Below are 20195 nucleotides of genomic sequence, written 5' to 3'. Positions count from 1 at the left end.
TTTGCGGCGAAAAGGACAAAAAATAACCCCGGCGCTGGCCGGGGTGTCGGGAAGTCGTTACTTCTTCCAGAAATCGTCGAAGACGGTGATTGGCGGGCGGCGCTTATGCTCGGTTTTCAGATACCAGCCTTCAATGGTTTTGGCGATGTTCTCGTCCAGGGTTTTGCCTTCCAGATAGTCATCAATGTTGTCGTAGGTCACGCCTAGCGCGACTTCATCCGGCAGAGAAGGGCGGTCATCTTCGAGGTCGGCGGTCGGCTGCTTCATATAAAGGTGCTCAGGACAGCCCAACTGCGCCAGTAGCTGTTTGCCCTGACGTTTATTGAGACGGAAGATCGGGTTAATGTCGGTACCGCCATCGCCGTATTTGGTAAAGAAGCCGGTGATCGCTTCTGCGGCATGGTCTGTTCCCACGACCACGCCTTTGGTCATGCCGGCGATACTGTATTGCGCTTTCATTCGCTCACGGGCTTTCTCGTTGCCGCGAACAAAGTCGCTCAGCTCAATACCCGCTTCTCGCAACGCCTGCTCGCTGGCCAGCACCGCGCCTTTGATATTGACGGTCAGCACACGGTCAGGCTGGATAAATTCGATGGCATCCTGGCAATCCTGCTCATCGGCCTGGACGCCATAAGGCAGGCGCACGGCGATAAATTGCAGGCTGCGATCGCCGCTTTCCGCGCGCAGCTCATTGATCGCCATCTGGCATAGTTTGCCGGTAAGGGTCGAATCCTGGCCGCCGCTAATGCCGAGCACCAGTGATTTAATGAACGGATAGGTCTGCAGATAGGATTTCAGGAAATCCACGCTGCGGCGAATTTCGCCTTCGACATCAATCTGCGGCTTCGCGCCCAGCGCCTGAATAATTTGTTGTTGAAGCGTCATTACGCCCTCCGGAAAGTGAGCCTGTATGGCAACCAGCATGGTCTAAAACTACCTCTTTGCTGCTGAAACGACAAGGCTGGTACCGCTGACTGACGGAAAAGAAGGCAACCAATGGCATAGCATTTATTTATGGTGCGGGAAAACATCGGTAGTGGAGTATGTTCCGTCGCTGATTTTTTGCACACATCTGGTTACCAGAAAAGTTCTGAATTTACATGAATTCGACGTTTGGCTTGAAAAATAACGCTTTTTATTCCAGGCTTAAAACACGCCGATTACATAATGAGGACGGAATATGAACAAAAAATTAGCAGGATTGATGGGCGCAGCAGCAGTATTAACCATGCTGGCAGGGTGTACGGCCTATGACCGCACCAAAGATCAGTTCACACAGCCAGTTGTTAAGGATGTCAAAAAAGGCATGACCCGTAGCCAGGTTATGCAGATTGCCGGTAAACCGTCGTCTGAAGTCACCATGATTCACGCGCGCGGAACCTGCCAGACTTATATCCTGGGTCAACGGGATGGTAAAATTGAAACCTACTTTGTCGCGCTGGACGAGACCGGCCACGTGATGAACTCCGGCTACCAGACCTGCGCCGAGTACGACACCGATCCGCGTAACAACAAATAACTACGCGTCACAAGCTGAGAGCTACGAAAGCCCGACTATTGGTCGGGCTTTTTTATGGCGGCTAATGCTTATTTAATTGCGCGAATTATTTGGGGGAAATGTGAGGGTAGTCAAAACGCGAGGTCAATGAGAGACAATTCTGTTCAACAGGGAATTATCCTGCCGCCAAATGTTGCCGTATACTCAATGCATAAACAAAACTAACCGCAAGTTACCAGTCTTACCGGCTCTCAGCCATTGCTGAAGCCCAGGTCCTACACATTGAGGAAGCGTTCATGGAAAAGAAACATATCTATCTGTTCTGCTCGGCTGGCATGTCCACTTCATTACTGGTCTCCAAAATGCGCGCCCAGGCGGAAAAGTATGAAGTCCCGGTAATTATTGAAGCGTATCCTGAAACGCTGGCCGGTGAAAAAGGACCGGAAGCTGATGTTGTATTATTAGGACCCCAAATCGCTTATATGCTGCCGGAAATTCAACGTCTGCTGCCAAACAAGCCGGTAGAGGTCATTGATTCCATTCTGTACGGTAAAGTCGATGGTTTAGGTGTATTGAAGGCGGCCGTCGCGGCCATTAAGAAAGCTGCAGCACAATAATTTTATTTTTTAAACTCGCGATATGTTGGCGTCTGGTCGTTAGTTAATACTAGCCGCCACTATATTCAATAGTTTATTTTCCCGTCAAAGAGTAATTTCATACATCATCGCCGTAATATTTTATTGCGGCTTTTAAGGGTATTGACTATGAGTAAAGTGATCGATTCGCTTGAAAAGGTACTCCTTCCTTTTGCAGTTAAAATAGGAAAGCAACCGCACATTAATGCGATTAAAAACGGCTTTATTAAATTAATGCCGCTGACCCTCGCCGGGGCCATGTTCGTATTAATCAACAACGTTTTTCTGAGCTTTGGTGAAGGTTCTTTCTTTTATTCAATGGGGATTCGCCTGGATGCCTCCACCATTGAAACCTTAAACGGCTTTAAAGCCATCGGCGGTAATGTTTACAACGGTACATTGGGCATTATGTCGCTGATGGCGCCGTTCTTTATCGGCGCCGCGCTGGCCGAAGAGCGTAAAGTCGACCCTATGGCAGCTGGTCTGCTGGCGGTCGCCGCCTTTATGACCGTCACGCCTTATAGCGTGGGTGAAGCCTATGCCGTCGGCGCCAACTGGCTCGGCGGGCAGAACATCATCTCCGGGATGATTATCGGCCTGGTGGTGGCGGAACTGTTCACCTTTGTCATTCGCCGCAACTGGGTCATCAAACTGCCGGATAGCGTGCCGTCATCGGTATCGCGCTCCTTCTCGGCGCTGATCCCGGGCTTCCTGATTTTGTCGGTCTTCGGCATTATTTCGTGGATTCTGTCAAACTACGGCAGCAACTTCCATCAGATCATCATGGACTCCATCTCCACGCCGCTGGCGGCGATGGGCAGCGTCGTTGGCTGGGCGTACGTTATCTTTAACTCCCTGCTGTGGTTCTTCGGGGTGCACGGTTCGCTGGCGCTGACGGCGCTGGATAACGGCATTATGACGCCGTGGGCGCTGGAAAACATCGCGCTGTATAACCAGTATGGCTCTGTCGACGCGGCCATTGAAGCCGGCAAACAGTTCCACTTCTGGGCGAAGCCGATGCTCGACTCCTACATCCTGCTGGGTGGTTCCGGTGCGACGCTGGGTCTGATTATCGCCATCTTCATCGCTTCTCGCCGCGCCGATCATCGTCAGGTCGCTAAGCTGGCGCTGCCGTCAGGCATCTTCCAGATTAACGAACCAATTCTGTTCGGTCTGCCGATCATCATGAACCCGGTCATGTTCATCCCGTTCGTGCTGGTACAACCGATTCTGGCGGCGATTACGCTGGCAGCTTACAGCCTGGGCATAATCCCACCGGTGACCAACCTGGCGCCGTGGACGATGCCAACCGGTTTGGGGGCCTTCTTTAACAGTAATGGTAGCGTTGCTGCCCTGTTGGTCGCGCTCTTCAACCTTTGTGTCGCTACTGCCGTGTACCTGCCGTTCGTTATCCTGTCGAACAAAGCGCAGAGCACCATCGAGCAGGAAGAAAGCGAAGAAGATATTGCTAACGCACTGAAATTCTGATGTCGAGCGGTACGGGCTCTCCCCGTACCGCCTGAGAAACGAGGGAAATATTATGTTTGATCTGGATAACATCGACGCGGTAGAAACCCCGGAAAATGACCTCGAAGAGGTGGTGATGGGGCTGATTATCAACTCCGGACAGGCGCGTAGCCTGGCCTATGCGGCGCTGAAGCAGGCGAAGCAGGGAGATTTTGCCGCCGCGAAATCGATGATGGAGCAATCGCGGATGGCGCTGAGTGAAGCGCATCGCGTCCAGACCCAGCTTATTGAAAGCGATGAAGGCGAGGGCAAAATGAAGGTGAGTCTGGTGCTGGTTCATGCGCAGGATCATCTGATGACCTCAATGCTGGCCCGTGAACTGGTGGCCGAATTGATCGAGCTGCACGAGAAGGTACAATAGGCTATCCGAACGATGAGGCAGCCGAAAATGATGACCACAGAGATCAGTACCGCCAGGGAACAACAGCTCTTCAACGGGAAAAACTTTCATGTGGTCATCTATAACAAAACGGAGAGCGTGAGCGGGCTTCACCAGCATGATTACTACGAGTTCACTATCGTTTTAACCGGGCGCTATTATCAGGAAATTAATGGCAAACGGGTGCTGCTGGAGCGCGGGGATTTTGTTTTCATCCCAATGGGGTCGCACCATCAGAGCTTTTATGAATTTGGTGCGACGCGCATTCTTAACGTTGGCATCAGCAGACGCTTCTTTGAGAAACATTATCTGCCGCTGCTGCCGTTCGGGCTGGTCGCCTCTCAGGTCTATGCGGTGCAAAGTGCCTTTCTCAGTTATATCGAGTCGGTTATTGCTTCACTGAATTTTCGTGAGACTGAATTTGACGAATTTATTGAACTGGTCTCGTTTTACACCATTAACCGCTTGCGTCATTATCGTGAAGAGCCCGTTGAAGATGTGATCCCTCACTGGCTGAAAAATACCGTAGAGGATATGCACGATAAAAATAAATTTGGCGAAAGTGCGCTGGAAAATATGGTGCAATTGTCCGGGAAGACGCAAGAATATTTAACCCGGGCGACCCAGCGCTATTATGGTAAGACGCCGATGCAGATCATTAATGATATCCGCATCAATTTCGCGAAAAAACAGCTGGAAATCACCAACTATTCGGTCACTGATATTGCGTATGAATCAGGATATAGCAGCCCAAGTCTGTTTATAAAAACGTTCAAAAGGCTGACCTCATTTACGCCAAGCAGTTATCGCAAACAACTGACCAATATTAATTAACTCGCAGCGGTATTTACCGCGCGGTTTATTCATTCAAGTTAACTGTCCGCATTTATGCGGAGAGCGGTCTACGTCTACGCGTAGCGCCTAAGGGAGAAAGATATGAGCCAGAAATTAAAAGTCGTGACTATCGGCGGCGGCAGCAGCTATACCCCGGAATTACTGGAAGGTTTCCTCAAACGCTATCATGAGCTGCCGGTAACGGAACTGTGGCTGGTGGACGTGGAAGAAGGGCAGGAAAAGCTCGATATCATCCATGCGCTGTGCCAGCGGATGGTGGAAAAAGCCGGCGTGCCGATGAAAGTCTACAAAACTCTCGATCGCCGCGCGGCGCTGGAAGGGGCGGATTTCGTCACCACGCAGCTGCGCGTAGGCCAGCTGAAAGCGCGTGAAAAAGATGAACGTATCCCGCTAAGCCATGGCTATCTTGGCCAGGAAACCAACGGTGCGGGCGGTCTGTTTAAAGGTCTGCGTACCATCCCGGTGATTTTCGATATCGTCAAAGATGTGCAGGAAATTTGCCCCGATGCGTGGATCATTAACTTTACCAACCCGGCGGGTATGGTCACCGAGGCGGTATACCGCCATACCAATTTCAAACGCTTTATCGGCGTGTGCAACATTCCAATCGGTATGAAGATGTTTATTACCGATGTGCTGCAACTGAGTCCGAGCGATGAGTTGAATATCGATCTGTTCGGTCTCAACCACCTGGTGTTCGTTCGCGATGTGCTGGTCAATGGCGTGTCGCGCTTCGATGAACTGCTGGACGGCGTGGCTTCTGGCCGTCTGACCGCGAACTCGGTGAAAAATATCTTCGACCTGCCGTTTAGCGAAGGGCTGATTCGCTCACTGCGCCTGATCCCATGCTCGTATCTGCTTTATTACTTCAAGCCGAAAGAGATGCTGGCGATTGAGATGGGCGAATACTACAAAGGCGGCGCGCGCGCTCAGGTCGTACAGAAGGTTGAAAAGCAGCTGTTCGAACTGTACAAAAATCCGGATCTGAACATTAAGCCGAAGGAGCTTGAGCAGCGCGGCGGCGCTTACTACTCTGATGCCGCCTGCGAGGTGATTAACGCCATCTACAATGATAAGCAGACCGAGCACTATGTGAATATTCCGCACCATGGCCATGTTGATAATATTCCGGCCGACTGGGCGGTAGAAATGACCTGTACGCTGGGCCGCGACGGTGCGAAACCCACGCCGCGAATCACGCATTTTGATGAAAAAGTGCTGGGGCTGATTTATACCATCAAAGGCTTTGAAGTGGCGGCCAGCCAGGCGGCAATGAGCGGTGAGCTCAATGATGTGCTGCTGGCGCTCAATTTAAGCCCGCTGATTCATTCGGATCGTGATGCTGAGCAGCTGGCGCGGGAGATGATCCTCGCCCATGAGAAGTGGCTGCCGAACTTTGCAGCGACTATCGAAAAACTGAAACAGTAACGGGAGCGGCCGATGGAACGCGTATTGATCGTTAACGCCGATGATTATGGCCTGAGCAAAGGGCAGAATTACGGCATTATCGAAGCCTGCAAGAATGGACTGGTGACGTCGACTACGGCGTTGGTCAACGGCGCGGCTATCGGCCACGCCGCCCAATTAAGCCGTAGCCTGCCCGAGCTGGCGGTGGGCATGCACTTTGTGTTGACGCTGGGCGAGCCATTATCGGCGATGCCGGGGTTAACCCGCGACGGGCGGTTGGGCAAATGGATTTGGCAGATGGCGGAAGAGGACAGCCTGCCGCTGGATGAGATCGCCCACGAACTGGAGTGTCAGTACCGGCGTTTTATCGAACTGTTTGGTTGCGAACCAACGCATATCGACAGCCACCACCATGTGCATATGATCGCGCAGATCTATCCCATTGTCGCCGCCTTTGCGCGCGAAAAGGGCGTCGCTTTGCGTATCGACCGCCAGGTGGCGGCGCTGAATGGCCTCGACCAGGATGCGGCGCGCAGTAGCGATGGCTTCAGCAGCGAATTTTACGGTGAAGCGGTTTCACAAGCGCTGTTCCTGCAGACGCTGGATGCGTCGATTGAACGGCAGGAAAACTCGCTGGAAGTGATGTGTCATCCGGCATTTGTTGATAACACCATTATGGGCAGCGCTTACTGCTATCCGCGGCTGACCGAACTGGACGTGCTGACGTCCGGCGAACTGAAATACGCTATTGCGGAACGTGGCTATCGGCTCGGAAACTATCGCGACGTATAAAGAGAGGAAAGCCCGGCAGCCATGAACTGCCGGGCTTTTTATTATGCGGGTATGGCCGCAACTTTACTGCTTCTTGACCAGACGCGATGCGCGGCCAGTAGCGTCAGCAGCTTATCGACGCTAAGCGTATTAATCGCGTCGCATTCGATAACCCCTTCTTCACCCGTTGCGGGCACCTGTAGCAGCGAACTAAACTGCCGCGCATCGCCCGCCAGTAAAATGGGCTTCAGATGCTTATAGGCTTCCAGCAGATAGTAGCGGGCATCGCCGTTATCGCTGATGCTGGTCAGGTCGCCGCCGGGAACGATAACCGCGTCAACCGTCAACGACGGCGAGCCGGCGAAGGTTCCGGCGATCGGTAGCTGCGATCCATCATCGGCGCTGACTTCGCCCATACGCGAATAGAGCAGTTTGCTGTGAACGCCTCTGGCCTGTAGCGCCTGTAGCAGGTTGAGTACATCCTGTGCGCAGGTCTTCTCGTTGAGTAATACCGCGACAATTCGTCCTTTTACGTCGCCATCGCCATCGGCGTAAAGGCTGAGAGTCGGGTCTTTCTCCACGCCGTTAACCGGCGCTGGCGGCGCTATATTCCGCTGCTCATCGCTGAGTTCGATACCGAGATTGTTGGCTACCGCTTCCGCCAGCCCGATATCAATATGCGCCAGATGATCGACCACCCGCTCGCGGATCCAGACTCTGACCACTTTGCTCAGCTCAAAACTAAAGCCGCCGATAATGTGCTGCTGCTCAATCGGCGTCTGGCTGAGCCAGAACAGGCGAGGCTGGGCGTAGTACTCGCCGAAGGAGGGGCTACGGTTACGGATTTTCTCGCCATCAACGCGTTCCGCCAGCGATTCAAAGCCGCCGCGTTTCGGCGCCGGCGGCGTTTCACGAGGCCAGTTATCGTTGATAGAGTTGGGTTCATAGTTTGCCGGATTGGTATCAATCTCCATTCGGTGCATGCCGTCACGCTGGAAATTATGATACGGGCAGGTAGGGCGGTTAATCGGAATTTCGTGGAAATTTGGCCCGCCGAGGCGGCTAATTTGCGTATCGGTATAGGAGAAGAGTCGCCCTTGTAACAGCGGATCGTTACTAAAATCGATACCCGGCACAATATGACCCGGATGGAATGCCGCCTGTTCGTTCTCAGCGAAGAAGTTATCGGGGTTACGGTTAAGCACCATTTTGCCGACTCGTTGCACGGGCACCAGCGCTTCCGGAATGAGCTTGGTCGGATCCAGCAGATCGAAGTCGAAATTGAACTCGTTTTCCTCCGGAATTAACTGCAGGCCGAGCTCGAATTCCGGATAATCGCCAGCCTCGATGGCTTCCCACAGATCGCGGCGATGGAAGTCCGGATCGCGGCCTGTTAATTTCTGCGCCTCATCCCACACCAGTGATGCTTTACCGGCCACCGGCTTCCAGTGGAAGCGCACAAAGGTGGCTTTGCCTTCAGCGTTGATCAGGCGGAAGGTATGAATACCGAAGCCTTCCATCGTGCGATAGCTGCGCGGCAAGCCGCGGTCGGACATGGCCCACATCACGTTATGCAATGTTTCCGGCTGCAGCGAAACATAGTCCCAGAAGGTGTCATGGGCGCTTTGTCCCTGCGGAATTGCCCAGTGCGGTTCGGGTTTCACCGCATGGACAAAGTCAGGAAATTTAATCGCATCCTGGATAAAGAAAATAGGCGTGTTATTGCCCACCAGGTCGAAAATACCCTCTTCGGTATAGAATTTGGTGGCGAAGCCGCGGATATCACGCACGGTATCGGCCGAGCCCGCGCCGCCCTGAACGGTGGAGAAGCGGACAAAAACAGGGGTGATTTTTTCCGGCGCGGACAGAAAATCGGCTTTGGTAATTTCTTTCAGGCTTTTGTAAGGCTGGAAATAGCCGTGCGCGGCGGAACCGCGAGCATGAACGATACGCTCGGGAATGCGTTCATGGTCAAAGTGGGTAATTTTCTCACGTAAGATAAAATCTTCCAGCAACGTTGGTCCGCGGTTGCCGGCGCGTAACGAGTTTTGATCGTCGGCGATGCGTACCCCTTGATTGGTGGTCAGCGGGAAGTTTTCGCCGCCTTTACGCTGCGGCTCAAGCGTATCTAATTTTATGCTGTGAGTATCCGGCGCTTTCAGGCTGCCGGGCGCCGTCGGCTCCTCCCCGGGCGCGGTTGGCTGGGGAGTAGGGCGCCACTCGCGGTCTTCTGGCGCCAGTGAATCGAGGCCCGGTTTTGCTTCATCGCTATCGTGTACCGGAGCCTGTCGGCTGTGTGGGTCGTGGTGCTTATCTGACATCTGCTCGTCTCCTGCTTTCATTGCTAAAAGTGGTCGTTGCTAAACCAAAACCCTTCTAACTATAGAACATTGTGCTGAGGATGCTGCTCAGGCAGGAATAGAGTTATCCTAAAATGCGCATCGTGCCAGGAGGGGCGACGAAAAGGGGGGCAATCGGCTATGATAGGGGTTTATGTTCCCGCTTTGCTTAGTGAATCCATCTGTTATGAAATCATTGCGCCAACAAAATCGCCCTATCATTAGCTACGTGCCGCGCGTCGAGCCTGCGCCGCCGGATCATGCCGTTAAAATGGACCATTTTCGCGATGTCTGGATATTGCGGGGCAAATATGTCGCCTTTGTACTGATGGGCGAGCGTTTCCGCCGCTCGCCGGCGTTCACCGTGCCGGAATCGGCGCAGCGCTGGGCTAATCAGATTCGCCAGGAAGGTGAAATAGAGGCATGACCTCATAGGAAAATAAAAAAGCCGCTGAAATTCAGCGGCTTTTTTGTGACTGTTAACGTTAGCGATGCGCCAGTTCGGCGTCTTCTTCACTATCGAGGATGGCTTTATCCGTCTGGCGCAGCCACTGACTGGTCAGCGTGCCGGCGGTCATTGAACCGTTAACGTTGAGGGCGGTACGACCCATATCAATCAGCGGCTCGACGGAAATCAGCAGTGCGACCAGCGTGACCGGCAGACCCATCGCCGGCAGCACGATCAATGCCGCGAAGGTGGCGCCGCCGCCAACGCCGGCTACGCCAGCGGAGCTCACGGTGACGATACCCACGAGGGTGGCAATCCACATTGGATCCAGCGGGTTGATGCCAACGGTTGGCGCGACCATTACCGCCAGCATTGCCGGATAGATACCGGCGCAGCCGTTCTGACCAATCGTCGCGCCGAATGAGGCGGAGAAGCTGGCAATGGATTCCGGTACGCCCAGACGGCGCGTCTGCGCTTCCACGTTCAGCGGAATAGACGCCGCGCTGGAACGGCTGGTGAAGGCGAAGGTAATCACCGGCCAGACTTTACGGAAATACTTCAGCGGACTGACGCCATTGACGGCTAACAGCAGACCGTGCACCACAAACATGATGCCCAGCGCGATGTAAGAAGCCACTACAAAACCGCCGAGCTTGATGATGTCGTGCAGGTTGGAACCGGCAACCACTTTGGTCATCAGCGCCAGCACGCCGTACGGAGTTAACTGCATCACCAGACGCACCAGCTTCATCACCCAGCCCTGCAGCGTGTCGATGGCGGTCAGGACGCGTTGGCCTTTCTCCACATCGTCTTTCAGCAGCTTCAGCGCCGCGACGCCAAGGAACGCCGAGAAGATAACAATGCTGATGATAGAAGTCGGGTTCGCGCCGGTCAGATCGGCAAACGGGTTTTTCGGCACAAACGACAGGATCAGCTGCGGAACGCTCAGATCTGATACTTTACCGACATAGTTGCTCTGGATGGCGTTCAGACGGGCGGTTTCCGCGCTGCCCTGCACCAGGCCTTCAGCGGTGAGGCCAAACAGGTTGGTCACCAGTACGCCGACCAGCGCGGCGATAAGGGTGGTGAACAACAGCGTACCGATGCTCAGGAAACTGATTTTACCCAGCTGAGAGGCATTGTGCAGGCGCGCCACCGCGCTCAAAATGGAGGCGAAGACCAGCGGCATAACGATCATCTGCAGCAGTTGCACATAGCCGTTACCGACGATATTGAACCACTGAATAGAATCTTTCAGAACCTGGCTGTCGGAGCCGTAAACCAGCTGCAGGCCGAGACCAAAGATAACGCCGATAACGAGACCGACCAGTACTTTTTTAGCGAGGCTCCACTGTTTGTGGCGGGTTTGAGCCAGCGCAAACAGTAAAACCGCGAACACGACAACGTTCGCTATTAATGGAAAATTCATCCCCGTTCTCCTGATATCTTGTTACCTGGGTTGGTCTGAAACCAACTCTTATGGCGCCAAGAGTAGCAGAAGGCCTTATTGCTTTCTTATACTCAAATGGAATGGGTTATAACCAAAAAAAACATTTAGCGTATTTATCGTTCAGCCTGATGGTTAATAAAGCGATTAAAGGTTATTTGCAGCGAATTAATCATATTGGATGACCAGCGCACGGCGCTATTTTCGGCCATGCTTTGCGGCATCCAGACGGCGTAAATGAACAGCGCCATGCACAGCGCGCGCTCGAGCTGATTGCCTTTGCGCGGCGCGAGGATCGGTAGGCGGAACCGCCAGCGGCAGGGCCACAGCAGCGGTACGCCGGCCGGGGTGAGCATATCGGCGAGTATATGACTGAGGTAGCCGAGTACTAAACCCTGCAGCGCATCGGCCGGGATAATCCAGCTCTCCGGCACTTTAAGATAGAACAGCGCCAGCGCGCCGAATACCGCCAGCAGGCTGTGGGTAAAACCGCGATGGCCGAAGGCGCGGGCTACCGGTTTGGAAACCCAGCTTAAACGTTGGCCGAGGAAAGATTTCGGATGGTCGATATCGGGCAGCAGGCAGGTCAGCACGGCGGAAGGAACGATATGCCACCAGTCCCCCTGCGCCAGCACGGGGGTTAATTCTGCATTTTTTGCAAATACCGCACAGGCGATAGAAAAGAAGAGGTGGCCTTCCGCCGTCATGATAAAAACCCTAAACTGTCAATTCATACAGTATAGGGTTTTTATACAGTATACGGAAGAGGTGACGGTGTAACTCTTTGTCACAAGGTTGACACATTTTGACGACGCCAATGTCAGCGCACGCCGCTTAGCCGCGCAGATCTGCTACCGTCAACTGCTGCAGAGACGTCAGTTTCACATCGGCCAGTACAAAACGCGGATCGCGGCTGTTTTCTGTTTCCGGAACCACAATTGAGCGCATTCGCGCCGCTTTGCTGGCAATCATGCCGTTAACAGAATCCTCCAGCGCCACGCAAGACATCGGCGCGATGCCAAGCTTAGCGGCGCAATCGAGATAGACCTGGGGGTGCGGTTTGCTGTATGGCAGATGTTCGGCGGAAGCCAGCGCGTCAAACTGGTCGCGTAGTTCAAACATTTCCAGCACTTTTTCCAGCATATGCAGCGGCGACGCCGAAGCGAGACCGATTTTTAGTCCCTGGGCTTTACACAGCGCCACGGCTTCACGCACGCCGGGCAGCAACGGCCGCGACTCCTCGACCAGTTGAATGGCGCGGCGGATAATGCTGGCGGTTACCTCTGCGCGGTCCGGGCCGCGCCAGGGCTGTTGCGCAAACCACAAATCGACCACCAGGTCGATGCGCAGCCCCAGCAGGTCCGGCAATTCATCACGGCGGCTAATATCCACTCCGAGGCTGTCCAGTACCTCCAGCTCTGCGCGGTCCCATAGCGGCTCTGAATCGATAAGCAGGCCATCCATATCGAAAATAGCGGCAAGAATCTGGCGCTTCGCTGACATAAGTTCCTCTCCATTGGCGTAAGTAGATAACGAAATTGTCCATATGGTATATCATACCGCGCTGAAGCAGGCGAAATTCGCTGACGAAGATAGACTTATACCTGACTCTATGGCGGCATGGAGAGTCTGGCGTTTTAAACAAGGGGAACTCATGACGTATCAACAAGCTGGACGCATTGCGGTCATTAAACGCATTTTGGGATGGGTCATCTTCATTCCAGCCGTGCTGTCTACGCTGATTTCCGTACTGAAATTTATGTACGAGCATAGCGAAAAGAAACCGGGTATTGATGCGGTGATGATGGATTTCGCCCACCTGATGATTGAGATGGTGCGTTTTAATACGCCGTTCCTGAATTTCTTCTGGTTCAACTCGCCGCTGCCGGAGTTCAAACATGCGTTGAACATCGGTTTCTGGATTATCTACGCGCTGGTGTTTGTTGGCATGGCGTTGCAGGCTTCCGGCGCGCGGATGGGCCGCCAGGCGAAGTTTCTACGCGAAGGGGTGGAAGATCAGTTGATTCTGGAACAGGCTAAAGGAGCGGAAGGCCTGTCTCGTGAACAGCTTGCCGAACGTATTGTCGTACCGCGTCATACCATCCTGAAGCAGTATTTTACGCTTTACGTGCTGCCGATTGTGGTGATTGTGATTGGCTATGTTTTCTTCTCACTGCTTGGCTTCCTGTAAATAGACAAACGGCCCGGGTAACCGGGCCATTTATCATTCGGCAGGCAGCGCTCGCGGCTTGCCTTCATTGTCTACCGCCACATAAATAAACAGGGCTTCCGTTGCCTTATAACGCTGGCCCAGCGGTTCCGTCGATACTTTTTTCACCCATACCTCAATATTAATGGTGATTGAGGTGTTACCGCGTTTTACGCAGCGGGCATAGCAGCACACGACATCGCCAACGGCGACCGGGCGTAAAAAAGTCATACCATCAACACGGACGGTCACAACGCGGCCGCGGGCAATCTCTTTGGCCATAATCGCGCCGCCGATATCCATCTGCGACATCAACCAGCCGCCAAAAATATCGCCGTTCGCGTTGGTATCCGCCGGCATGGCCAGGGTGCGTAAAACCAATTCGCCCTTCGGGGCGAGATCTGTTGTTGTCATTCTATACTCTGTACTAGTCAAAGAAGATCAGGCGCGATGCTACTATGAAAACGGCGCAGAGAGAATAGGGGAATACGCCCGTCGGTACGGGCGTCGGCTATTTAGAAACTTAGGGTGACGCCGGCGTAATAGGCGCGCCCCGGCTCGTTGTAGGTTGAAGCGCCGGCATTCTCGCGATAAATCTGCTTATCAAACAGGTTACTGATACCAGCGTTCAGGCGGATATCTTTCATCAACTGATAGTTGCCGCCGATCCCCACTATCGAATAAGCGCCGACTTCATTGGTGGCGAGAACCCCGGTCTCGTTGCGAATTTCCGCGTACTGACGCGGCTTTTGACGACCATACATCGTCCAGTTTATGTTAGCCGACAGTTTGCTGTTTACCTGCCAGTCAAGCATGGTATTGATAGTATATTTCGGGATCACCGACAGCGGATTGCCGGTATCTTTACTTTCCGATTTAATCATCCAGGTCGCGTTGGTGCGCCAGTTCAGGGTGTCGGTAATCAATGGGATCAGCACAGTCCCTTCCAGTCCTTCCACTACGGCTTTACCGCCGTTCTGCCACTGTAGAATGTTGTTGCCGCTGGAAGTGTAGCCGAGCACCTCGGTGCCGGAGACGATTTTGTTTTTGTAATCATTACGGAACCAGGTGATCCCGGCGTTATAGCCGCCGGCGTTGAATTCCAGCCCAAGCTCTTTATTGATGCTGATTTCCGGATCCAGATCCGAGTTACCGAGCAGATAGCAACTGCCTGTTGCAATGGCGTTCGGGCATCCGTTGCCGCGGGTGGAGAGCAGATAACCTTCGCTGGATTGATATAAATTCGGTGCTTTAAATACCCGTGCGATACCGGCTTTGACTTTAAACCACTCACCTAATGCCTGCGAAAGGTTGAGGCTTGGGCTCCAGTTACTGCCGAACTGGTTGTGGTAATCGAAACGCAGGCCGGGAATGATGTTAGTTCCCGGCGTGGCTTCGATATTATCTTCCAGGTAGATCCCGGTTAACGTAGCGCTGTTTTTGCTACTACGATCGGCGGCGTTGCCGCTGGTGCCGGCGATGGTTTCACCGCTCACGTCTGTGGCCTGCATTGACGCCGGGTCGTTAAGTTCGTCGCGGTTCCACTCCATGCCAAGCGTCAATGTCTGATCTGCCAACCAATAGAAAGGAATGTTTAACTCGCCTGTGGAGCGCCATGATTCCAGACGGCTGGTGGCGTATTCATCGCTATTGATCATCCCCTCGACGCGGCCGGTTGATCCTTCCTGCAGGCGGGTATTATTGGTTTTTTCATAATAAACGCCGGCTTTTGACTGTCCCCAATCCCAAATTCCGTTATAGGTTAGCCCCCACGACTGGCGATACAGGCGGTTGGTCTCATGGCCGTAGAGTGAATCAACCAGGCCATTGGGGCTAAGGTTGCCGTTACTGTACTGGGTATCGCCGGCATAAATATTGCCCTGGCGGCTGTAGGCATAGTTGAAATCGAGGATCTGTTGTGGGGTCATTTTCCACGACAGCAGGGCGTTAATATCTTTATTACGCACGCCTTCGCGACCGGCGGCGTATGAGCCATTCTGCGCATGGTTGATATCCCAGGCGTCAGCATCGGTTTTATTGATGTTGCCGTACAAACGCATGGTGAGGGCATCGCCTGCCAGCGGCCCGCTGAGGTTAAAGTTGGCCCGGTTGGTGGCGCCTTCTTTGTTATTCTCCGGTTGGTTGGTGAAGAACGACAGTGAGCCGTGCCAGTCGTTGGTTGGTCGTTTGGTAATGATATTCACCACGCCGCCGGCTGCGCCGGACCCATAGCGCGCTGCAGCGGGTCCGCGCAGGACTTCAATACGTTCAACCATTTCAGCGGGTACCCAGTTACTATCGCCGCGGGTATCGCGTTCACCGCGCCAGCTGTAACGTACTGAATTTCGTGAGGTAACCGGCACGCCATCGATCAAAATCAGCGTGTTTTCGGGACCCATCCCGCGAATGTCGATTTGACGGTTGTTACCGCGGCTACCGCTGGCGCTGTTGCCGGTCAGATTCACGCCGGGCATCTTACGGATGATTTCTGACAGGTCATTAACCGGCGGCTCTTTGGCAATATCGTCGGCAGTGATAATCGAAACGCCGGGCTGTTGTTTTAACGCTTCTTCGGCGGTGCTGTAGACCACCATGGTTTCAGTATCCTGTTCGGCTTCTTCGGCCAAACTCTCCGCTGAAAAGAAGCTGGCGATAATGATGGTAAGGGGAGCGAGGGGGAATGCGGTGTTCGTTCTCATTGTAAATATCCGTATCAAAATAAAACAAGAACGTGAATATTAATAATAATCATTATCATTACAATCAGGCGAGACGAAACTTCATCAAATCCTCACAATTGGCGCAATTTTTCCTGTTTGATGAAGAAAGCGTGAAGGCGAGCCGTTGGGGAATGGCGTAAGAAGAGGTGGCTTACCCACTCTTTCGGAAGTTAAATTTGAACTGAACGGGATAGGAGGTAGAGAAAAGAAATGAAAAGCACAAGGGAGGCGGTACGCGCCGGCCAGCGCGTACCGTTGAGAGGTATTAGTGCTTATCGTCCTGCGGCATGTGGCGGTAGATATAGACGCCGCTCAACAGGGTGAAGACCAGGGTCAATGCCGTTAAACCGAAGACTTTGAAGTTGACCCAGATATTCTGCGGCAGCCAGAACGCGATGTAGATATTGGCCAGTCCGCAGAGAATAAAGAACAGCGCCCAGGCCAGATTCAGCCGTGACCACACCTGCTGCGGCAGCGTCAGCTCTTTGCCAAGCATGCGTTGGATAAGCGGTTTTTTCATTACCCACTGGCTGAACAGCAGGGCGCCAGCAAACAGGGCGTAGATGACGGTCACTTTCCACTTAATGAATTCATCGTTGTGGAAGAAGATAGTCAGACCGCCGAAGACGGCGACCAGCACAAAAGTGATCAGCGCCATCTTTTCAACTTTACGATAGCGCACCCAGCTATAAATGAGGACCACCGCGGTGGCGACGATCAGCGCGGTGGTTGCGGCGTAGATATCGTAAATCTTATAAAAAGCGAAGAAGACTACGAGCGGTAAAAAATCGAGAAACTGCTTCATACATCAATTCCGTCGTTCAGGAAGGGCCGGAATACCCGGCCCAGATTAAAGTTAGTTGCGAATAAGCATATACAAGCGGAACAAATAGATCAGCAACAGCGCAGAGAACAGATTGCTGATGGTATTAATGACCACGGCGGCGACGTTTGGCGACAGCGTTGCGAAGCTTGAAGCAAGCAGCAGCAGCGCCGTTTTTGCCAGCAGCCAGCCCAGTACCGCTGGCGCCACCAGACGCATATTAGCCCACGCCAGACGCATACTGCCGCGCATTGCGCTAAAGATGCCGATTTTATCCTGCACCAGCATCACCGGCGCGAACGCCAGGACAATCGCCAGCAGCACGCCCGGCACCAGCACCAGCATCATCCCCATCTGTACCACGAAGGTGGTGAACAGGATAAGCAGCAACAGCTTCGGCAGAACCGGCGCCGCGGCGCCGATCGCCCGCAGCGCGCTGACGCGATGCCCGGCGGAGATCAACTGGATCAGCGACAGTACGCCGCCGACGAGGATGGCATTCCCCACCAGCCCCGAGAAGGTTGAGGCTGCCGACGCGCGCAGCAAGATCTGCTGCTGTTCCGGCGTCATGTTCTGCACCAGCTCAAACAAGCCGGCGCTGCCCGCCAGGTTATCGCCCTCGCTGAGGATCGATAACTGCTCGTCACTGGGCGAAAAGGCATGGCCAATGACTACCGTGATGAACGCGCATAACAACGCAATCAGCAGAATAGTAACGAACTGATTACGAAAAAAATTCCCCGTGTCACGGTAGACGGACTTCGCCGTGATAGACATGCATTCTCCTTGAGTCTTGCAGGTGTTTTAACTAGCCGGGGATTGTACCGCAAAACGTGGTTGGGTAGCAGTCTCTGCCGCTGTCACGGTAAGTATATCTTTGTAAAGAGTTCCCAGCGGCGGCAGGCCGTAGCGGGCACGGGCGCGATCGCACGCTTCGTTGAGTTCGCCGCCTTCGCCTGACATAGCAAACTCGCGGCAGGGGGAAGGCCGCTGATGATAGATGGTGCAGTGTACCGATTCGCCGATTTCGCCGCTTAAGGCTGTGCAGCGGCTTTGTCGCTGATTGGTGCCGCTCATGCAGCGCAGAAAAGGGGTAAGGGGTTCGGTGAGCTGCGTAGGTACCACGCCGCCGGCGTCGTCGGCTTCAGCCCAATAGAAGGAGACTCGAAAATACGCACAACAGGCACCGCACGTCATGCACGGGTTGATTTCACTCATAATTACACCTGAAAAAAACGCATCAACACAAATTGTCGGCAATTAAATTAGCTATCCGCACGATCGGCGACAAGAGGGGGACGCAAAAATTTTTCTCACGGGTAAAAATTGATGTAAGGACAAATCAGAACGTTACTGAGTGCTGCAAAAATTAATCTGGATCAATAAATGTTAAATCTAATGGCCTGGTGTGATCTAAAACAGATCAAAACTAACTCATTGTAGGTATATTTGCTGCCGCTGATAAAAACCATAATGGGGACATGGATATGAAGAAAATTGCAGCGGCGGCATTGATCTTAGGTACGCTTTCTGGTGGTAGCGCCTGGGCGCATGAAGCGGGGGAGTTTTTTATTCGCGCGGGTTCGGCGACGGTTCGCCCGACTGAGGGTTCTGACAACGTACTGGGTAGTCTCGGCGGTTTTAACGTCAGTAATAACACCCAGTTAGGTTTAACCTTTACCTATATGGCGACCGACAATATCGGTATCGAACTGCTGGCGGCAACGCCGTTCCGCCACAAGGTCGGTACCGGGCCGACCGGCACCATCGCCACCGTACACCAGTTGCCGCCGACGCTGATGGCGCAGTGGTACTTTGGCGATGCGCAAAGCAAAGTGCGCCCGTATGTCGGCGCCGGTATTAACTATACAACCTTCTTTAACAATGATTTCAACGATACCGGTAAGGACGCCGGGCTTTCCGACCTGAGCCTGAAGGATTCATGGGGCGCGGCAGGACAGGTTGGCCTGGATTATCTGATTGACCGCAATTGGCTGCTGAACATGTCAGTGTGGTACATGGATATCGACACCGACGTGAAATTTAAAGCTAACGGAGAGAATCAGACCGTCAGTACCCGTCTGGACCCGTGGGTGTTTATGTTCTCTGCCGGTTATCGGTTCTAATGGTTTAAAAAAACTGGCCGTTCGCGGCCAGTTTTATCCTCTTCAGACCAACCGATGGGCGTGCAGTTTGGCGCTTTCCATAATGCTATCCATTATCACCTGCACGCGATGCGGCAACACGCCTCGTTGACGATAAATCAACCACGCCTGCATATTCACGCCGCGTTCTCGTGGCAGACAGGGCTGTAGCGTACCCGCTTCTAATTCCGCCGCGACGGAGTAAAAAGGGGCATATACGATGCCCAGGCCCTGCTTGGCAAGCTCGATAGCCGGCAAAATGTTATCGCATACGCTGGAACCGTTGACCTCTACCTGAATACTCTCACCCGCGGCGTTATAGCAATGCCAACTGTTGCGGATCCCGCCCAGCGTACGCAAAGTGATGCAGCGGTGCTGCGCAAGCTCATCAACATCGTGCAGAGGCGACTGCACAATATAATCCGCGCAGGCAAACAGCCCCATGCGAAAGCGAGTGAGTGGCCTTGCGATCAGGCTTTCGTCCTGCGGTTGGAAAAAGCTAATCAGCAGATCGCAATCGCTATCGAAAAGCGTCCCGTGTTTCTGTTCGCGCTCGTCGGGATTGCGGGTGAGAATATTGACGGTTAATTCCGGCGCCGAACGTAGCACCGGCGGCAAAAGGTATCGGGCAAGGAAAGCCTGAATGCCGATCGGCGCGCCGAGCGTCACCATGCCGTTGAGGCTGCGTTTCCAGGTACCGGACATATCAAGCAGATCATTATGCTTATCCAGCAGAATATCCGCCCGGCGCAGGAACTGCTCGCCAAACTCGCTCAGGATTAACGCCCGTGGATGGCGGATAAAGATCTCTAACCCCAGGCGCCGTTCCAGCGCATTCAGCGCCCGCGACACATTAGACTGCGGCATGTCCAGTAGTTGGGCGGCTTTGCTCACGCTTGCCGTTTCGGCAATCATGCGAACGATGCGGAGTTCGTCAATGCGCAGGTCTTTTTCTTTCACAAGGTTGGTTCTTTTGGTTTGCTATATCAAAAA

21 protein-coding genes and 1 pseudogene are annotated in these 20195 nt (G+C 53.5%); 11 read left to right on the top strand and 11 right to left on the bottom strand.

Going from position 1 to position 20195, the window contains the following annotated elements; genetic code table 11:
- Nucleotides 1-57: 57 nt before the first annotated feature.
- Nucleotides 58-885, bottom strand: a complete 828-nt coding sequence (nadE, locus tag ABLV08_RS15030) for an ammonia-dependent NAD(+) synthetase (RefSeq protein WP_045363762.1) — start codon at nucleotides 883-885, stop codon at nucleotides 58-60.
- A 295-nt stretch (nucleotides 886-1180) separates the two neighbouring features.
- On the opposite strand from nadE, the gene osmE reads away from it, so the two are divergent.
- The 8 genes and pseudogenes from osmE to chbG all read left to right on the top strand — a co-directional run bounded on the left by osmE (nucleotide 1181) and on the right by chbG (nucleotide 7093).
- Complete coding sequence (osmE, locus tag ABLV08_RS15025; protein WP_015366182.1) at nucleotides 1181-1519, top strand: osmotically-inducible lipoprotein OsmE; 339 nt, start codon at nucleotides 1181-1183, stop codon at nucleotides 1517-1519.
- Nucleotides 1520-1794: 275 nt separating this feature from the next.
- Complete coding sequence (gene chbB, locus ABLV08_RS15020; RefSeq protein ID WP_015366183.1) at nucleotides 1795-2115, top strand: PTS N,N'-diacetylchitobiose transporter subunit IIB; 321 nt, start codon at nucleotides 1795-1797, stop codon at nucleotides 2113-2115.
- Between the two features lie 70 nt (nucleotides 2116-2185).
- Nucleotides 2186-2251 (top strand): annotated as a pseudogene (locus ABLV08_RS15015) (hypothetical protein); the annotation flags it as partial.
- 11 nt (nucleotides 2252-2262) lie between these two features.
- Nucleotides 2263-3621, top strand: a complete 1359-nt coding sequence (chbC, locus tag ABLV08_RS15010; protein WP_015366184.1) for a PTS N,N'-diacetylchitobiose transporter subunit IIC — start codon at nucleotides 2263-2265, stop codon at nucleotides 3619-3621.
- A 52-nt stretch (nucleotides 3622-3673) separates the two neighbouring features.
- Nucleotides 3674-4021: a PTS N,N'-diacetylchitobiose transporter subunit IIA gene (gene chbA, locus ABLV08_RS15005; RefSeq protein ID WP_015366185.1), complete on the top strand. Its 348-nt coding sequence runs from the start codon at nucleotides 3674-3676 to the stop codon at nucleotides 4019-4021.
- A 12-nt stretch (nucleotides 4022-4033) separates the two neighbouring features.
- On the top strand, nucleotides 4034-4873 hold the full coding sequence (chbR, locus tag ABLV08_RS15000; protein ID WP_026612280.1) for a transcriptional regulator ChbR: 840 nt from the start codon (nucleotides 4034-4036) through the stop codon (nucleotides 4871-4873).
- A gap of 102 nt (nucleotides 4874-4975) precedes the next feature.
- A complete protein-coding gene (locus ABLV08_RS14995) occupies nucleotides 4976-6322 on the top strand; it encodes a 6-phospho-beta-glucosidase (protein ID WP_020078560.1) in 1347 nt (448 codons plus the stop codon).
- A 12-nt stretch (nucleotides 6323-6334) separates the two neighbouring features.
- Nucleotides 6335-7093, top strand: coding sequence for a chitin disaccharide deacetylase (gene chbG, locus ABLV08_RS14990; protein ID WP_020078561.1), 759 nt, complete (start codon nucleotides 6335-6337; stop codon nucleotides 7091-7093).
- Nucleotides 7094-7134: 41 nt separating this feature from the next.
- Here the strand turns inward: chbG and katE are convergent, their stop codons facing one another.
- Nucleotides 7135-9393 (bottom strand): catalase HPII, encoded by a 2259-nt coding sequence (katE, locus tag ABLV08_RS14985; RefSeq protein ID WP_020078562.1) that lies wholly within the window; start codon nucleotides 9391-9393, stop codon nucleotides 7135-7137.
- A gap of 172 nt (nucleotides 9394-9565) precedes the next feature.
- On the opposite strand from katE, the gene cedA reads away from it, so the two are divergent.
- On the top strand, nucleotides 9566-9838 hold the full coding sequence (cedA, locus tag ABLV08_RS14980; RefSeq protein ID WP_071596072.1) for a cell division activator CedA: 273 nt from the start codon (nucleotides 9566-9568) through the stop codon (nucleotides 9836-9838).
- 58 nt (nucleotides 9839-9896) lie between these two features.
- Here cedA and ABLV08_RS14975 read toward each other — a convergent pair whose 3' ends face one another.
- The 3 genes from ABLV08_RS14975 to hxpB all read right to left on the bottom strand — a co-directional run bounded on the left by ABLV08_RS14975 (nucleotide 9897) and on the right by hxpB (nucleotide 12809).
- Nucleotides 9897-11288: an L-cystine transporter gene (locus ABLV08_RS14975; protein ID WP_015366191.1), complete on the bottom strand. Its 1392-nt coding sequence runs from the start codon at nucleotides 11286-11288 to the stop codon at nucleotides 9897-9899.
- A 134-nt stretch (nucleotides 11289-11422) separates the two neighbouring features.
- Nucleotides 11423-12013, bottom strand: a complete 591-nt coding sequence (locus ABLV08_RS14970; RefSeq protein ID WP_015705758.1) for a metal-dependent hydrolase — start codon at nucleotides 12011-12013, stop codon at nucleotides 11423-11425.
- Between the two features lie 127 nt (nucleotides 12014-12140).
- Entirely contained in the window at nucleotides 12141-12809 is a 669-nt protein-coding gene (gene hxpB, locus ABLV08_RS14965) for a hexitol phosphatase HxpB (protein WP_032714733.1), read from the bottom strand.
- Between the two features lie 151 nt (nucleotides 12810-12960).
- Here hxpB and ABLV08_RS14960 point away from each other — a divergent pair, with 151 nt between their 5' ends.
- Nucleotides 12961-13497, top strand: coding sequence for a YniB family protein (locus ABLV08_RS14960; RefSeq protein ID WP_032714732.1), 537 nt, complete (start codon nucleotides 12961-12963; stop codon nucleotides 13495-13497).
- 33 nt (nucleotides 13498-13530) lie between these two features.
- Here the strand turns inward: ABLV08_RS14960 and yciA are convergent, their stop codons facing one another.
- The 5 genes from yciA to ABLV08_RS14935 form a co-directional block, all read right to left on the bottom strand.
- On the bottom strand, nucleotides 13531-13929 hold the full coding sequence (gene yciA / locus ABLV08_RS14955) for an acyl-CoA thioester hydrolase YciA (protein ID WP_015705756.1): 399 nt from the start codon (nucleotides 13927-13929) through the stop codon (nucleotides 13531-13533).
- Nucleotides 13930-14030: 101 nt separating this feature from the next.
- Nucleotides 14031-16214, bottom strand: coding sequence for a TonB-dependent siderophore receptor (locus ABLV08_RS14950; protein WP_032711846.1), 2184 nt, complete (start codon nucleotides 16212-16214; stop codon nucleotides 14031-14033).
- 286 nt (nucleotides 16215-16500) lie between these two features.
- The gene (locus ABLV08_RS14945; RefSeq protein WP_015366196.1) at nucleotides 16501-17040 is read right to left on the bottom strand and encodes a septation protein A; all 540 of its coding nucleotides are present in this window, start codon (nucleotides 17038-17040) and stop codon (nucleotides 16501-16503) included.
- Nucleotides 17041-17091: 51 nt separating this feature from the next.
- Nucleotides 17092-17835: a YciC family protein gene (locus ABLV08_RS14940; RefSeq protein ID WP_348855991.1), complete on the bottom strand. Its 744-nt coding sequence runs from the start codon at nucleotides 17833-17835 to the stop codon at nucleotides 17092-17094.
- Nucleotides 17836-17862: 27 nt separating this feature from the next.
- On the bottom strand, nucleotides 17863-18276 hold the full coding sequence (locus tag ABLV08_RS14935; RefSeq protein ID WP_015366198.1) for a YkgJ family cysteine cluster protein: 414 nt from the start codon (nucleotides 18274-18276) through the stop codon (nucleotides 17863-17865).
- Between the two features lie 269 nt (nucleotides 18277-18545).
- On the opposite strand from ABLV08_RS14935, the gene ompW reads away from it, so the two are divergent.
- Nucleotides 18546-19184: an outer membrane protein OmpW gene (ompW, locus tag ABLV08_RS14930; RefSeq protein WP_015705753.1), complete on the top strand. Its 639-nt coding sequence runs from the start codon at nucleotides 18546-18548 to the stop codon at nucleotides 19182-19184.
- Nucleotides 19185-19226: 42 nt separating this feature from the next.
- On the opposite strand, the gene ABLV08_RS14925 is transcribed toward ompW, so the two are convergent.
- Nucleotides 19227-20162, bottom strand: coding sequence for a LysR family transcriptional regulator (locus tag ABLV08_RS14925; protein WP_015366200.1), 936 nt, complete (start codon nucleotides 20160-20162; stop codon nucleotides 19227-19229).
- Between the last annotated feature and the right edge of the window lie 33 nt (nucleotides 20163-20195).

Source organism: Klebsiella sp. CN_Kp088 (assembly GCF_040064335.1).
Taxonomy (GTDB): domain Bacteria; phylum Pseudomonadota; class Gammaproteobacteria; order Enterobacterales; family Enterobacteriaceae; genus Klebsiella; species Klebsiella aerogenes.
Note: the sequence above shows the minus strand (reverse complement) of the source record. Positions and strands in the feature narration are given on the sequence as shown.